Origin of the sequence: Stenotrophomonas sp. 364 (genome assembly GCF_009832905.1) — a bacterium.
GTDB lineage: Bacteria > Pseudomonadota > Gammaproteobacteria > Xanthomonadales > Xanthomonadaceae > Stenotrophomonas > Stenotrophomonas maltophilia_AP.
In genome coordinates this window covers 2845821-2860278 of record NZ_CP047135.1, presented here as the reverse complement: position 1 = coordinate 2860278, position 14458 = coordinate 2845821, and the positions used below count along the sequence as shown (strand labels likewise).

The 14458-nt window shown below is 68.2% G+C and carries 13 protein-coding genes; 9 read left to right on the top strand and 4 right to left on the bottom strand.

Features of this window, described 5'->3' with window-relative positions; genetic code table 11:
- The first annotated feature begins 1 nt into the window (after position 1).
- The gene (locus GQ674_RS13115) at positions 2 to 1108 is read left to right on the top strand and encodes a toxic anion resistance protein (RefSeq protein ID WP_159497428.1); all 1107 of its coding nucleotides are present in this window, start codon (positions 2 to 4) and stop codon (positions 1106 to 1108) included.
- A 41-nt stretch (positions 1109 to 1149) separates the two neighbouring features.
- Here GQ674_RS13115 and GQ674_RS13110 read toward each other — a convergent pair whose 3' ends face one another.
- Positions 1150 to 2043, bottom strand: coding sequence for a LysR family transcriptional regulator (locus GQ674_RS13110; RefSeq protein ID WP_159497427.1), 894 nt, complete (start codon positions 2041 to 2043; stop codon positions 1150 to 1152).
- Between the two features lie 95 nt (positions 2044 to 2138).
- Here GQ674_RS13110 and trpB point away from each other — a divergent pair, with 95 nt between their 5' ends.
- The 5 genes from trpB (at position 2139) to glmM (ending at position 7328) form a co-directional block, all read left to right on the top strand.
- Positions 2139 to 3356, top strand: coding sequence for a tryptophan synthase subunit beta (gene trpB / locus GQ674_RS13105; protein ID WP_128097114.1), 1218 nt, complete (start codon positions 2139 to 2141; stop codon positions 3354 to 3356).
- On the top strand, positions 3353 to 4042 hold the full coding sequence (locus GQ674_RS13100) for a hypothetical protein (RefSeq protein ID WP_159497426.1): 690 nt from the start codon (positions 3353 to 3355) through the stop codon (positions 4040 to 4042). Before trpB ends, GQ674_RS13100 begins: the two co-directional genes overlap by 4 nt.
- Positions 4043 to 4049: 7 nt before the next feature.
- Entirely contained in the window at positions 4050 to 4859 is an 810-nt protein-coding gene (gene trpA / locus GQ674_RS13095; RefSeq protein WP_201290276.1) for a tryptophan synthase subunit alpha, read from the top strand.
- A gap of 220 nt (positions 4860 to 5079) precedes the next feature.
- Positions 5080 to 5964 (top strand): acetyl-CoA carboxylase, carboxyltransferase subunit beta, encoded by an 885-nt coding sequence (accD, locus tag GQ674_RS13090; protein WP_159497424.1) that lies wholly within the window; start codon positions 5080 to 5082, stop codon positions 5962 to 5964.
- Positions 5964 to 7328 (top strand): phosphoglucosamine mutase, encoded by a 1365-nt coding sequence (gene glmM / locus GQ674_RS13085; RefSeq protein WP_159497423.1) that lies wholly within the window; start codon positions 5964 to 5966, stop codon positions 7326 to 7328. Before accD ends, glmM begins: the two co-directional genes overlap by 1 nt.
- Before the next feature lie 132 nt (positions 7329 to 7460).
- On the opposite strand, the gene GQ674_RS13080 is transcribed toward glmM, so the two are convergent.
- From GQ674_RS13080 to GQ674_RS13070, 3 genes are read right to left on the bottom strand one after another with little or no spacing between them, the layout of a single operon-like run.
- Positions 7461 to 8315: a polysaccharide deacetylase family protein gene (locus tag GQ674_RS13080; RefSeq protein ID WP_159497422.1), complete on the bottom strand. Its 855-nt coding sequence runs from the start codon at positions 8313 to 8315 to the stop codon at positions 7461 to 7463.
- The gene (locus tag GQ674_RS13075; RefSeq protein WP_159497421.1) at positions 8302 to 9468 is read right to left on the bottom strand and encodes a glycosyltransferase family 4 protein; all 1167 of its coding nucleotides are present in this window, start codon (positions 9466 to 9468) and stop codon (positions 8302 to 8304) included. Before GQ674_RS13075 ends, GQ674_RS13080 begins: the two co-directional genes overlap by 14 nt.
- 31 nt (positions 9469 to 9499) lie before the next feature.
- Complete coding sequence (locus GQ674_RS13070; protein WP_159497420.1) at positions 9500 to 11365, bottom strand: sulfatase-like hydrolase/transferase; 1866 nt, start codon at positions 11363 to 11365, stop codon at positions 9500 to 9502.
- A gap of 198 nt (positions 11366 to 11563) precedes the next feature.
- Here GQ674_RS13070 and GQ674_RS13065 point away from each other — a divergent pair, with 198 nt between their 5' ends.
- The 3 genes from GQ674_RS13065 (at position 11564) to secG (ending at position 14441) form a co-directional block, all read left to right on the top strand.
- Positions 11564 to 12499, top strand: coding sequence for a 2-oxoglutarate and iron-dependent oxygenase domain-containing protein (locus tag GQ674_RS13065; RefSeq protein WP_128098097.1), 936 nt, complete (start codon positions 11564 to 11566; stop codon positions 12497 to 12499).
- A gap of 690 nt (positions 12500 to 13189) precedes the next feature.
- Positions 13190 to 13945: a triose-phosphate isomerase gene (gene tpiA / locus GQ674_RS13060; RefSeq protein ID WP_159497419.1), complete on the top strand. Its 756-nt coding sequence runs from the start codon at positions 13190 to 13192 to the stop codon at positions 13943 to 13945.
- A gap of 55 nt (positions 13946 to 14000) precedes the next feature.
- Positions 14001 to 14441 (top strand): preprotein translocase subunit SecG, encoded by a 441-nt coding sequence (gene secG / locus GQ674_RS13055; protein WP_159497418.1) that lies wholly within the window; start codon positions 14001 to 14003, stop codon positions 14439 to 14441.
- Positions 14442 to 14458 lie beyond the last annotated feature (17 nt).

The following is a 14458-nucleotide window of genomic DNA, read 5'->3' as shown; positions in this document are numbered from 1 at the left end:
GATGACCCAGGATTCCCAGCCGAACGCGCCCCTCCCGGTGGAGGTCAGCGTGGATGTCATCGATGACAATGCGCTGCAGGCGCTGGGCCTGGGCCGGGACGACCTGCCGAAGATCGCCGAGATCGGGCGCAGCCTGGAGGACATCCGGCCGGGCAACCTGCAGGTGTTCGGGCGCGACGCGGCGGCCAAGACGGCGGCGTTTTCCAGCCAGCTGCTCGACCAGGTACGCAACCGCGACCTCGATGCCAGCGGCGACAAGCTGGGCGAGGTGGTGCGCATCGCGCGCTCGCTGAAGCTTGACGGGTTGGCCGAACGCTCAAAGGTGCCGGTGATCGGTGGGCTGATCGACAAACTGCGCGCGTCCAAGGGCGAGCTGGTGCAGAAATTCAGCGACACCAACCGTCAGATCGAACAGCTGATGGGCGACGTGGGCAGCCAGCAGGCGCTGATGGGCCAGCGCGTGGTCGAGTTCGACCGCATGCACGAGATCGTCCGCGAAGAGCGCCACGGCCTGGGCCTGCACATCGCCGCCGGCAAGCGCCGGATCGCCTCGCTGCGCAGCGAACAGCTGGCGGGGCAGGGCCCGGACGATCCGCAGCAGCGGATCCGCCAGGGCGAGCTGGACAACGCGATCCGGCTGCTGGACAAGCGCGTGGGCGACCTGCTGGTCATGCAGCACGCAGCCGACCAGTCGTTGCCGATGATCCGGCTGATCCAGGCCAACGCGATCCTGTTGATCGAGAAGTTCAACACCGTCCGCGACATCACCATTCCGTCGTGGAAGCGCCAGTTCGCGATCCAGTTGTCGCTCAACGAGCAGAAGAACGCGGTGGCATTGTCCAACGCGATCGACGATGCCACCAACGAGATGATGCGGCGCAATGCCGACCTGCTGCGGCAGACCACCGTTGAAACGGCCAAGGCCAACCAGCGCGCCGTGATCGACGTGGCCACCCTGCGCCACGTGCACGAGCAGCTGATTGCCACGGTGGAAGAAGTGCGCGCCATCCACCGCGAGGGCATGCAGCAGCGCCAGCAGGCCGAAGTGGAACTGGCGCGCCTGCGCGACGACGTGCAGCAGCGCCTGGCGGCACCGACCGCCGTCTGACCGACGCGGGTTCCGGCAGCGTCCCTACCAACGGTGGGGACCTAGGCCCCCGCCAACTGCTGCTGCAGCCACTCGGCCAGCACGTCCACCCGAGCATCCACCGCCCCGTCGGGCGTGGCCAGCACCCAGAACCCGCCGGTGGCGCCAAAGCCCCACGGCGCCAACAGGCGGCCGGCGGCCAGCTCGTCGGCCACCAGCGGCTCGGGCGCGATCGCCACGCCCAGCCCGGCCACCGCTGCCTCCAGCAGGTAGTACAGGTGCTCGAACCCGCTGCCCATTTGCAGCTGAGCTGGGTCCAGCCCATGCGCCAACGCCCAGGCCGGCCACGCCTGCGGGCGCGAGGCGGTATGCAGCAGCGCTTCCCCGAGCAGGGCGGTCGGCGGCTGCTGGCGCAACCGCGCCGCCGCCGGGTGCTGCGGGCTGACCACCACGCCCACCCGTTCCGGCGCCAGTTCGCGCATCTGCCAACCCCGCGGCCACGGTGGCTGGGCCAGCAGCAGCACCGCATCCAGGCCGCGCTGGGCGTCGGTGAAACTGCCGTCCTGCGCCGACCAATGCAGCGCCAGCGCCGGAAGGTCGCGCTGCAGCGCCGGCAGGTGCGGAATCATCCAGCGCGCCAGGATGCTGCCGCTGCAGCCCAGCACCAGCGCGTCGGGCCGCTGCTGGCGCTTGAGCGCGCCCACGGCCTCGCGGATCTGCCCGAACGCGCCCTCGCAGGCGCTCTGCAACTCGGCCCCGGCCCGGGTCAGGCGCAGCCCGCGTCCGTCGCGTTCAAACAGGGCCACGCCCAGGTGATCCTCCAGCACCCGCAGCTGGCGGCTGATCGCGCCATGGGTGACGTGCAGGGCCTCCGCGGCACGGCCCACCCCACCCAGGCGGGCGGCGGCCTCGAAACTGCGCAGGGCGTTGAGCGGCGGCAGGGGAAGGTCGCTCATGTGAGTTTTCCTGACGGGTTGTCGCAGATATTATCGATATTCCTGTCATGACATGTGCGTTAAATTGGCCTCCTGTCTCCATCGGTTGTCGCGCCATGTCCGCATCCCCCATCACCGATTTCCACGCCTACCCCGATGCCCAGGGCCATTTCGGCCGCTACGGCGGCAGTTTCGTTGCTGAAACGCTGATCGGGCCGCTGCAGGAACTGGCGGCCGCCTACGACGAGGCGCGCCGCGATCCGGCCTTCATCGCCGCCTACGACAAGGACCTCACCCATTACGTGGGCCGGCCCAGCCCGATCTACCACGCCGAACGGCTCAGCCAGCAGGTGGGCGGGGCGCAGATCCTGCTCAAGCGCGAAGACCTGAACCACACCGGCGCGCACAAGATCAACAACACCATTGGCCAGGCCCTGCTGGCCGCGCGGATGGGCAAGACCCGCATCATCGCCGAGACCGGCGCCGGCCAGCATGGCGTGGCCAGCGCCACCGTGGCCGCCCGTCTGGGCCTGGAGTGCGTGGTCTACATGGGTGCCACCGACATCGAACGGCAGAAGATCAACGTCTACCGCATGAAGCTGCTCGGGGCCACGGTGGTGCCGGTCACCTCCGGCTCGGCCACGCTCAAGGACGCGCTCAACGAAGCCATGCGCGACTGGGTCACCAACGTGCGCGACACGTTCTACATCATCGGCACCGTGGCCGGCCCGGACCCGTACCCGCGCATGGTGCGTGACTTCAACGCCATCGTTGGCCGCGAAGCGCGCGCGCAGATGCTCACCGATTACGGCCGCCTGCCCGATGCGATCACCGCCTGCGTCGGCGGCGGCAGCAATGCCATCGGCCTGTTCCATGCCTTCCTCAACGACCGCGACGTGCGCATCGTCGGTGCCGAAGCGGCCGGCGACGGCATCGAGACCGGCCGCCATGCCGCCTCCATCGCCGCGGGCCGCCCGGGCGTGCTGCACGGCAACCGCACGTATGTGATCTGCGACGACGACGGCCAGATCACCGAAACCCACTCGGTGTCGGCTGGCCTGGACTACCCGGGCGTCGGCCCGGAGCATGCATTCCTGGCCGATGCCGGGCGCGCCGAGTATGTCGGCATCACCGACGAGGAGGCGCTGGCCGCGTTCCACCAGCTGGCCCACAGCGAAGGCATCCTGGCCGCGCTGGAATCCAGCCACGCCGTGGCCCAGGCCATCAAGATCGCGCGGGACCTGCCCCGCGACAAACTGGTGCTGTGCAACCTGTCCGGCCGTGGTGACAAGGACGTGCATACCATCGCCGCCCGCGAGGGCCTGATGCTGTGAACCCACTGCTGCGCCAGGGAAGTGCGCTGCTGATCGTGGTCGGTCTGACCGCCTGCACCCCGCCGGACCCGCCGCTGCTGCCCGCGGCGCCGGCGTCGCCGGCGGCCATCGCACCGGCGCAGGTACCGGCGAGCAACGATGACGACGTGGCCAACCGCCCGATCGAGGATGAGCCGGAACCGCCGGCCCCGGCCCCCGATGCGGTCCCGGCGCCCGCCGTGGTGTCCGTTGCCTTGGACCATGCCGGCGACATCGTCATCGGCCAGCGCTTCACCGCCGCCGATGCCGATGCCACCTGGCATTCGGCTGGTCTGAGCGAAGGCGGGCAGGCCGGCAGCTGCGAGTATTACGAGCGCGGCAGCCTGCCCGAGGGCATCTCGATGATGGTCGACGACGACCACGTGCAGCGCTTCGAACTGGCGCCGCTGGACGGCACCGATGAAACCATCACCCAGGCGGGCCCGTTCGGGCTGCGCCTGGGCATGACGCGTGACGCCGCGCTCAAGCGCCTGCCCAAGGGCAGCCTTGCGCAGCCGCATGCCTACGACCCTGAAACGGGCCAATACCTGACCTGGCAGGACCCTGGCTCGGATCTGGCGATCCGGCTGGAGATCTTCGACGGGGTGATTTCGACGCTGTACTGGGGCGCCAGCGGCGCCGTTGAACTGATTGAAGGATGTGCCTGAAATGTCCGTGGACCGTATCGATGCCTGTTTTGCCCGCCTGCGCGCCGATGGCCGCAAGGCGCTGATTCCCTTCATCACCGCCGGTGATCCGGGCCTGGACGCCACCGTGCCGGTAATGCACGCACTCGCCGCCGCCGGCGCGGACGTGATCGAACTGGGCGTGCCGTTCTCCGACCCGATGGCCGACGGCCCCACCATCCAGCGCAGCTCCGAGCGCGCGCTGGCGCGTGGGGCAGGGCTGCGCTACGTGCTGGAAACCGTGGCCGCCTTCCGCCGTGACGACGCCACCACCCCGGTGGTGCTGATGGGTTATCTGAACCCGGTGGAGATCCACGGTACGGCCCGCTTCGCCGACGCGGCCATCGCCGCAGGCGTGGACGGCGTGCTGCTGGTCGACCTGCCGCCGGAAGAGGCCGCCGAAACGCGCGCCATCTTCACCGCCGCCGGCCTGGCCCTGATCCTGCTGGCTTCTCCGACCACCGCCGACACCCGGCTGGACACCCTGTCGGCCATGGCCCAGGGCTACCTCTACTACGTCAGCTTCGCAGGCGTCACCGGTGCGTCCGAACGCCTTGACAGCAGCGCCGCCAGTGCCCGCCTGCGCGACCTGCGCAGCCGCTCCACCGTCCCCGTGGTGGCCGGCTTCGGCATCAAGGACGCGGCCAGCGCCGCCGCCATGGCCATCGAAGCGGACGGCGTCGTGGTCGGCAGCGCCCTGGTCGCCGCACTGGGTGAAGCGGCCGATGCAGCCACCGCCGCACAGACCGCAACGTCTTTCCTCCCGCCGCTGCGCCAGGCATTGGATAGCGGAACCTGAAGCAAGCCCATCCGTAGTGCCGGGCTCTGCCCGGCATTTGCACCTCGGCACCATCGCCGGGCAGAGCTCGGCGCTACGGGTCGGCACGTAAACATACGTCACAGCACGGTTTTACCGTCCGCCGCCGCACCCGGCAGGGGGTGCACGGGTGGGGAGGGCCTGAGCTAGACTGTCCGCCTTTGCGGCCTTCGGGCCGCCCTGAACGGAAGTAGCATCCCGCATGAGTTGGCTCAGCAAGTTGATGCCGTCTGGCATCCGCACCGACAACGTCCCCAGCAAAAAGCGCAGCGTCCCCGAGGGCCTGTGGGAAAAGTGCAGCAACTGCGGCAGCGCACTGTACGGACCTGAGCTGGAAGACAACCTGGAAGTCTGCCCCAAGTGCGGCCACCACATGGCGATCCGCGCGCGCGCGCGCCTGGCCGCCCTGTTCGACGCCGACAGCACCACCGAAATCGGTGCGCGCCTGGGACCGACCGACCTGCTCAAGTTCAAGGACCAGAAGAAGTACATCGAGCGCATCAAGGCCTCGCAGAAGAACACCGGCGAGTACGACGCCCTGATCGCGATGCAGGGCCTGATGAAAGGCCGCCCGCTGGTCGCCTCCGCGTTCGACTTTGCCTTCATGGGCGGCTCGATGGGCTCGGTGGTCGGCGAGCGCTTCTCGCTGGCGGCTGAAAAGGCCGTCGAAATCGGCGCCCCGTATGTCTGCTTCTCCGCCAGCGGCGGCGCGCGCATGCAGGAAGGCCTGTTCTCGCTCATGCAGATGGCCAAGACCTCGGCCGCGCTGGGCAAGCTGCGTGAGGCCGGCCTGCCGTACATCTCGGTCCTGACCCACCCGACCACCGGCGGCGTCTCGGCCTCGTTTGCGATGCTGGGCGACATCAACATCGCCGAACCGCAGGCACTGATCGGCTTCGCCGGCCCGCGCGTGATCGAACAGACCGTGCGCGAAAAGCTCCCCGAAGGCTTCCAGCGCTCGGAGTTCCTGCTCGAGCACGGGGCCATCGACCAGATCTGCGACCGCCGCGAAATGCGTGAGCGCCTGTCCGACCTGCTGGCCATGCTCGGCCGTCAGCCGGCGCCGGTTGCCGACGAGGTCGCCTGATGGGTGCGCGCCGGTATTTCGGCACCGACGGCATCCGTGGCCGCGTGGGCCAAGGGGTGATCTCCGCCGACTTCGTGCTGCGCCTGGGCAACGCGCTCGGCCGCGTGCTGACCGAGCGTAATGGCCACCGCCCCGGGCACCGCCCGGTGGTGGTGATCGGCAAGGACACGCGCATTTCTGGCTACATGTTCGAAGCCGCGCTGGAAGCGGGCCTGGTCGCCGGCGGCGTGGACGTGCAGCTGCTCGGCCCGATGCCGACCCCCGCGGTGGCGTTCCTCACCCGCACCCTGGGCGCAGACGCCGGCATCGTCATCAGCGCCTCGCACAACCCGCATTACGACAACGGCATCAAGTTCTTCTCCGCCGATGGCGAAAAGCTCGACGACGCCACCGAACTGGCGCTGGAAGCGGCGCTGGACAGCGACTTCACCACTGCCGAATCCGACCGCCTTGGCAAGGCCATGCGCGCGCGCGATGCGGTGGGCCGCTACATCGAGTTCTGCAAGGCCAGCGTGCCGCGCAGCTTCGACCTGCGCGGACTGAAGATCGTGCTCGACTGCGCGCACGGCGCGACCTACCACATCGCCCCGCTGCTGTTCCGCGAGTTGGGCGCGGAGGTGGTCACCATCGGTGCCGAACCCAACGGGGTAAACATCAACGATGGCGTGGGCTCGATGCACATCGACAACCTCGCCAAAAAGGTGCGTGAAGTCGGGGCCGATCTGGGCATCGCCTTCGACGGCGATGGCGACCGCGTGCTGATGGCCGACGATCAGGGCAACCCGGTCGACGGCGACGATCTGCTGTACGTGCTGGCCGCGTCCTGGCAGCGCAATGGTCGCCTGCGTGGCCCGGTGGTTGGCACGCTGATGACCAACTTCGGCCTGGAACAGGCGCTGGAGCGCCTCGGCCTGCCGTTCGTGCGCAGCAACGTGGGCGACCGCTACGTCCACCAGGCGCTGGTCGAAGGCGGCGGCGTGCTGGGCGGCGAAGCCTCCGGCCACCTGTTGTGCCTGGACCGTGCCACCACCGGCGATGCAATCGTCAGCGCGCTGCAGGTGCTGGAAGTGCTGCGCCGCGAAGGCCGCACGCTGCGCGCCTCGCTGCAGGACCTGAGCCGGGTGCCGCAGAAGACCGTGAACGTGCGGCTGGGCGACGTGTCGGCCAAGGCCATCGTGCAGGCCGAAACAGTGCAGGCCGCGCTGGTCGCCGCGCAGGCGGCGGTGCAGGGTCGCGGTCGCGCGTTCCTGCGTCCGTCCGGCACCGAGCCGGTGGTGCGTGTCACCGTCGAGGCCGATACCGCCGAGCTGATGCAGTCCACGCTGGATCATCTGTCCGGCGCGGTGAAGGCGGCGGCCGCCTGAGAATGGCCACCGCGTGGTAGAGCCGACCGTTGGTCGGCCTTTCCACCGTCGGTAGGCTGCGTTGATGTGCACCGTGCTGGAGCAGCCGACCAACGGTCGGCTCTACCGGATGGCATGACAGCCCCGGCGGCCTTACGGCCCCGGCACCATCTTCTTCTGCTTCGCCTTGAAGCGGTTGAACACCGGGGCGATCAACGGGTGGTAACTCCACGCGATGCGCTTGCGCAGCCAGCTGGCCGGACGGTTGCGGATCGCGAAGCGGTAAATGTGCTCCGGATCGCCGCCCACCACGTTGCGCCCGAACGGGTGCGTGGTGTGCAGGTACTTGAAGCCCTGTGCCCGCGCGATCGGCAGGTAGTCCGCGTCGAAATCGCCGTAGGGCCAGCACAGCGTGTCCGACACCTCACCCAGCTGCTGCTGCAGCACCAGCCGCGCCATCGACAGGTCGCGGGTGATGCCCTCGCACTTCTGCTCGCGGGTGATGTCCTGCTTCAGCCAGCGCGTATGCGAGTGGGTGTGGCAATGCACTTCAAAGGTGCCGGCCGCGATCATCGCGCGCGCCTCGCTCCAGCGCATCATCACGTCATCGGTGCGGTCGTCCCGCAGGATCGCCGCTTCGCACCCGCGATGGTCCGGCGTGGGTGGCAGCGTCACGCCCGGCTGCCCGGCGTGCGGGCGGACCGGGCCTTCGCCCATCCAGCCGGTGACCACGAAGACCACCGCGTGCATGCCGTACTTGAGCAGGATCGGGTGCGCGTACACCCAGTTGTCCAGGTAGCCGTCGTCGAAGGTGATCACGATCGACTTGCGGGGGACCGGCTTGCCGGCCAGGAAGTCGGCGTACTGCGCCAGCGTCAGCGAGGTCCAGCCGTTGTTGGCCAGCCACGCGATCTGGCTTTCGAAATTCTCCGGCGACACCGTGATCATTCCCGGCGACGGCGACACGTGGTGGTGCATCAATACCGGCACGGATCTAGCGTTGGCCATGGCCCAGTTCCTTCAACCACTGGTGGTAATAGTGTTCGGTCGCTTCGGTATGCCCCGAGGGGGTGAAGCGCTGCGCGCTGCGCATCCATTCCCAGCCGGCACGGCCCATGCGCCGGCGCTGCGCGGAATCTTCAACCAGGGTCTGCAATGCCTGGGTCAGGGCCGCCTGGTCGCCCAATGGGGCGAGAATAGCATTGCTGCCTTCCAGCACCATTTCCGGCACCCCGCCCACGCGCGTGGCCACCACCGGCAGGCCCACGTGCGCCGCCTCCAGGAACACCGTGCCGGCCGCTTCCTTGTGCGTGGCCAGGGCGAAGATGTCGAAGCCGGCCATCAGGCGGCACGCATCGGGCCGGTAGCCGAGCAGGTGGACCTGCGCGGCAACGCCCAGTTCGCTGCGCAGCGCCTCCAGCCGGCCCATCACCGGCTGGCCGTCGCCGACAATCACCAGCTGCAGGTTGGGGTGCTGGCGGCACAGCGGGGCAATCGCGCGCAGCAGGTCCACGTGGCCCTTGGGTTCGCGCAGTACCGCCACGCAGCCGACCACGATCTGGTCGTCGGCAAAGCCCAGCTCGCGGCGTACCTCGGCACGGGTGTCCTGAACGCATTGCCAGGGGTCATCGCAGTCGGTCTTCGACCACTCCGGCGGCACCGCGATCGGCGGCACGATGCCCACGTGGCGGTCGTCCACCCCGCGCGCCACCAGCAGCTGCTTGACGAAGCTGCTCACCGTCATCACCCGGTGCGGCAGGCCGGTGTAGGTCAGCAACGAGTTGACCGGGCTCATCAGATGGCGCGAGCGCACCACCAGCGGCGTGCGCCCCAGCCGCGCGCCGGCGGCGGCGATCAGGCTGTCGCGGCGGCTGGTGGTATTGACCACATCGAAGCCATGGCGGCGCACCAGCCGCCGCACCGACCAGATCCCGCGCAGCAGGCGCAGCAGACCGCCCATTTTCAGATCATGGACGGTGAAGCCGGCCTCGCGTGCGATGGCGCCCAGGCGGGCACCGGGTTGGCACAGCAGCGACACGTCATGGCCACGCTCGCGCATGGCCAGCATGTGGCGGTAGATGTAGATCTCCTGTCCGCCGAATCCCTTGGCGGCCTCCGTGTGCAGGATCTTCAGGGGCGGGGTGTTGGAAGGGGTGTTCATCGATGAACGTTCCAGGCGGGGAGCGGCCGGGTCATTGCCGGCGGAAATGGGTGAGCGCGTCCCATGCCGCGCGTACCGCAGCGGCATCGGGTTGCTGGTCGGGGACCGGCAGGTACTGGCGGTCCAGGGTGGTGGCGTTGCCGAACTTGTCGAACACGTAGGTGCGGTCGCCCTGGCGGATGCCGCGCTGCGACCAGCTTTCCACGAGCAGTGCACGGTCGGCCGGCACCGGGTCGAACAGGTCGCGGCCGGTACTGAAATCAGCCAGCGCGTTCTCGCAGCCCAGGCCGTGACGCATCAGGGTGGGCACCCAGTCCTCGTGACTGGTGCTGCCGGTGTGCCGGGCGGGCGTGCGGCCGGGCCAGTGCAGCACGAACGGCACGCGCATCTGGTAGTCGGAGAAATTGCCGTTGTGGCCCCAGTAGTTCAGGCCAAGGTCGTTGAATTCCTCGGCATGGTCACCGGTCACCAGCACGATGGTGTTGTCGGCCTGGCCGCTGTCGCGCAGGGTCTGCAGCAGCTCGCCGAGCAAACCATCGGCGTAGTGCACGGCGGTGCGGTAGCGGTTGAGTTCCGGTACCGGCACGTGGTCCTCGTCCAGCGCAAGGAAGTCGATGTGGCTCGCCATCGGCGTGGCCAGCGGGGGGTAGTCCTTGGGCAGGTGGTAGGGTGCGTGGGTGCTGTCCAGGAACGCAAACCCGAACCAGCGGCCGTTGCCCGGCCGGGTAATGTCGGCGCGCAGTGCGTCGATGATGTGTCGGTCACGCGCCGCCACCGGCAGTGCCGACGGCGCCGTGTGCAGCTGATCGCGCACCTGGGCAAACGCGGTGCGGTCGAATTCCGGGCTGTGCAGCGGCGCGCTGCCGTACAGATGCAGGTCGTACCCCTGTTGCTGGAGCACGTCGAACAGCTGCGAACCGCGCTGTTCGCTGAGCATGCTGTCCCAGTAGCCGCCGGGCAGCCCGTACAGCAGCCCGAACAGGCCGTAGCGGGTGGCATTGCCGCTGCTGTAGTGGGCGGTGAAATGCTCCGACTGCGCGGCCAGTGCCCAGGTGTTGGGCATGGTGGTGGCATCGAGTGCGTCATGGCGCAGCGATTCCATCACCACCACCAGCACGTTGGGCTGCACGTTGCTCTGGCAGCGCAATGGGTGCAGCGGGTACTGCAGCTGGCTGTGGCGCGGGTCGGGCAGGCTCGCCTGGGGCAGGCTCTGCACGCCGAGTCGGTGCATGTGGCGCTTGGCGGTGATCGGCTGCGCCCACGGCAGGTACGCCCACTGGCTGGTCACCGCGCGTTCGCCGCGCGCGTCGTAGTAGGCGGTAGCGACCTGGCCGCAGGTCATCAGGACCAGGCCGGCGGCCCAGGCCAGCAGCAGCGGGCGGCGCTGTGCCGCGACGGGCACGAGCCGCCAGCAGGCCCAGGCCAGCAGCACTTCGGCCACGACCACGGCGGCCAGCACGGCCGCCACCTGCAGCCAGGTCTGCCAGGACAGTGCGACCTGGTCCTGCAGTGCGCCGCCGAACACCATGTTGAGCACCATGGCATTGAGGTGGAAGCGATACAGGGCAAACACCTTGGCATCGACCAGCAGCAGGCACAGCCACAGGGTCTGCAGGACCACCGCGCTGACCAGCAGGGGCCGTGGCCCGCGCAGCCACAGGCCCAGCAGCAGCGGCAGCAGCGATACCCCTGCGCCAAGTGCAAGGAAATGGCCGGGCAGGGCGATGCCGAGGTAGGCCAGCCCAAGCCCGCCACCGGGGTTGTCGCCCAGCGGGGTGTTGCCCAGTGCGATGAGGATCGCGGCGCCGGCATTGAGGGCGGTGAACAGGCTCAGCCAGGCCAGGCGCTGCCAGCGCGTGGACGGGGAGGGGGCGAAGGCGGGCAGGGAAAGGGACATGGAGCGGGTCGGCGGCGCAGTGGAAGGGAGGCGGGGACGTGGCGGCGGCTGCGTCGGCACCCCGCTCAAGGCAACGGGGCGGGCGCATTGTATCGGTTTGTATCTTTGTGTCGGCAGTGCCGGGTGGCGGATCTGGCACAATGTTCAGCCGGGCCACCGAGATGGCCTGCGACCCATCCGAACAAGCCAGGAACCGCTGTGAGCCAGATCCCGACCCTCGACATCACCCGTTTCGACAGTGACCGCGACGCCTTCGTTGCCGAGCTGGGCGCGGCCTACCGCGAATGGGGATTCGCAGGTATCCGCAACCACGGCATCCCGCAGGCCGACATCGACGCCGCCTACGAGGTGTTCAAGGCGTTCTTCGCACTGCCGGAAGAGACCAAGCGCCAGTACCACGTGCCGGGCAGTGGCGGGGCGCGCGGCTACACGGCCTTCGGGGTGGAGACGGCCAAGGGCTCGCAGCACTTCGATCTGAAGGAGTTCTGGCACATCGGCCGGGAGATCCCGGACGACTCGAAGTACCGTGATGTGATGGCCCCGAACCTGTGGCCGGCCGAGGTGCCGAACTTCCGCGAGCGTGGCTATGCGCTGTACCAGGCGCTGGACCAGCTGGGTTCGCGGGTGCTGTCGGCGCTGGCGCTGCACATCGGGCTGCCGGAAGATTTCTTCGCGGACAAGACCAACAACGGCAATTCGATCCTGCGCCCGATCCACTACCCGCCGATCACCGCCGAGAACATTCCGAACGTGCGCGCCGGTGCACACGGCGACATCAACTTCATCACGCTGCTGGTGGGCGCGAGCGCGGCGGGGCTGGAGGTGCAGTCGCACGAGGGCAAGTGGGTGCCGTTCACCTCGGACGCGGACACGATCGTGGTGAACATCGGCGACATGCTGCAGCGTCTGACCAACCATGTGTATCCGTCGACGATCCACCGGGTGGTCAATCCTCCGGGCGAGCAGGCGCGCCAGCCGCGCTATTCGGTGCCGTTCTTCCTGCACCCGAACCCGGACTTCCTGATCGATGTGCTGCCGACCTGCATCACGCCGGAAAACCCGAGCCGCTATCCGGAGCCGATTACGGCGCATGGTTTCCTGGAAGAGCGTTTGCGTGAGATCAAGCTGAAATGATGTTGGGAGGAGGGCCGCCGGAAGGCGGCCTTCTTCTTTTAGGGGCTATGTCAAATTCAACGGCAACGGCAACGGCTGGCTGGTCGGCTTCTATCGGTTGGCCGGGCGCTGCCATGCCCCGCCGGGACACGCCGTGAACCCGTCCCTGGGGGCTCTTAGGCAACATCCATGTTGCCTAAGGTCCCGGCGGGGCATGGCAGCGCCCGACCTCACAGATTGCTACGACCGGAACCGAGGGCAGGGCGGGCTTGCTGCTGATGCTTTGGGTCTGCGGATGGTTGAGGCTGTGGGCCACGGGCTACGGGCTACGGGTGACTGGGGATTGGGGATTGGGGATTGGGGATTGAGGATGGGTGATGGGTGGTGGGTGGTGGGGTGTGGTGATGGGTAGGTGCCGACCGTTGGTCGGCACGCTCCACCGCTCTCCCATGCGAACCGGCCGACTGTCGGGGGCTGGTGTGGGTGGGTTGGCGGGACCGTTGGGCGCCATGGATGGCGCCCACGAGCCTCCAGGGACGGATTTACGGCGTGTCCTGCCAACCCACCCGCGCCAGCCCATCCCGATAGCAACCGGATCCCCGCCTTTCGCATACCCCAAACCAATATCCATTTGAAATGTAAGCGTTTTCGCAACCACGCCATTTCGTTTCATCCGGTATCATTACCGGCTGATACCCAAAGGAGCACCGCATGCGCCGCAAGATCGTCGCCGGTAACTGGAAGCTGCACGGCAGCCGCCAATTCGCCACCGACCTGGTCAGCGACCTGGTCGCCAGCCTGCCGGTCGACGGCGTCGAGTTGGTGATCCTGCCCCCGCTGCCGTACCTGGGCGAACTGGTCGAAGCCTTTGAAGGCCGGGCCATCGCCTTCGGCTCGCAGGATGTCAGCTCCAATGAAAAGGGCGCCTACACCGGCGAAGTGTCCGCCGCCATGCTGGCCGAAGTCGGGGCCCGGTTCGGCCTGGTCGGCCACTCCGAACGCCGGCAGTACCACAATGAAACCAGTGAACTGGTCGCCCGCAAGTTCGCCGCCGCCCTGCATGCTGGCCTCGCCCCGGTGCTGTGCGTGGGCGAAACCCTGGAGCAGCGCGAGGCGGGCCAGACCGAGCAGGTCATCGCCGCCCAGCTTGCCCCCGTGCTCGCCCTGGTCGGCCCGTCCGGCTTCCAGCACGCCGTCGTCGCCTATGAGCCGGTCTGGGCCATCGGCACCGGCCGTACCGCCTCCAAGGAACAGGCCCAGCAGGTCCATGCGTTCATCCGTGGCGAAGTGGCCAAGCTGGATGCTAGAATCGCCGATTCGTTGCCGATCCTGTACGGCGGCAGCGTGAAGCCCGACAACGCAGGGGAACTGTTCGCGCAGCCCGATGTCGATGGTGGGCTGGTGGGCGGCGCCTCGTTGGTCGCCGCGGACTTCCTGGCCATCGCCACTGCGGCGGCCGGGCGCTAATTAGTAATGTTGCCGGCCAACCGTCGGCACGAACATGTCCGAGGACGGATTCGAAATGCTGATGTTGATCCTCAATGTGGTCTACGTGCTGGTGGCCGTCGCCATGATCGCGCTCATCCTGATGCAGCGTGGTTCCGGTGCCGCTGCAGGCTCGGGTTTCGGTGCTGGCGCCTCGGGTACGGTGTTTGGCGCGCGTGGCGCGTCCAACTTCCTGTCCAAGTCGACCAAGTGGCTGGCCGTGGTGTTCTTCGGCATCAGCCTGTTCATGGCCTGGTACGCCAGCCATGGCTCGCGCCCGGCCACCCAGCAGGATCTTGGTTTGATGTCGGCCCCGGTCGCAACGACCCCGGTCGCCCCGGCAGGCGAGCTGCCGGCCGTGCCCAAAGCCCCGGAAACCGCTGTGCAGCAGTCGGTTCCGCAGGCTACTGTGCCGGCTCAGGCGGAAACGCCGAAATCTGGTGAAGAAAAGCCTTCGGAAGGCACCCAGACTCGCTGAAGACGGTTACAATATGC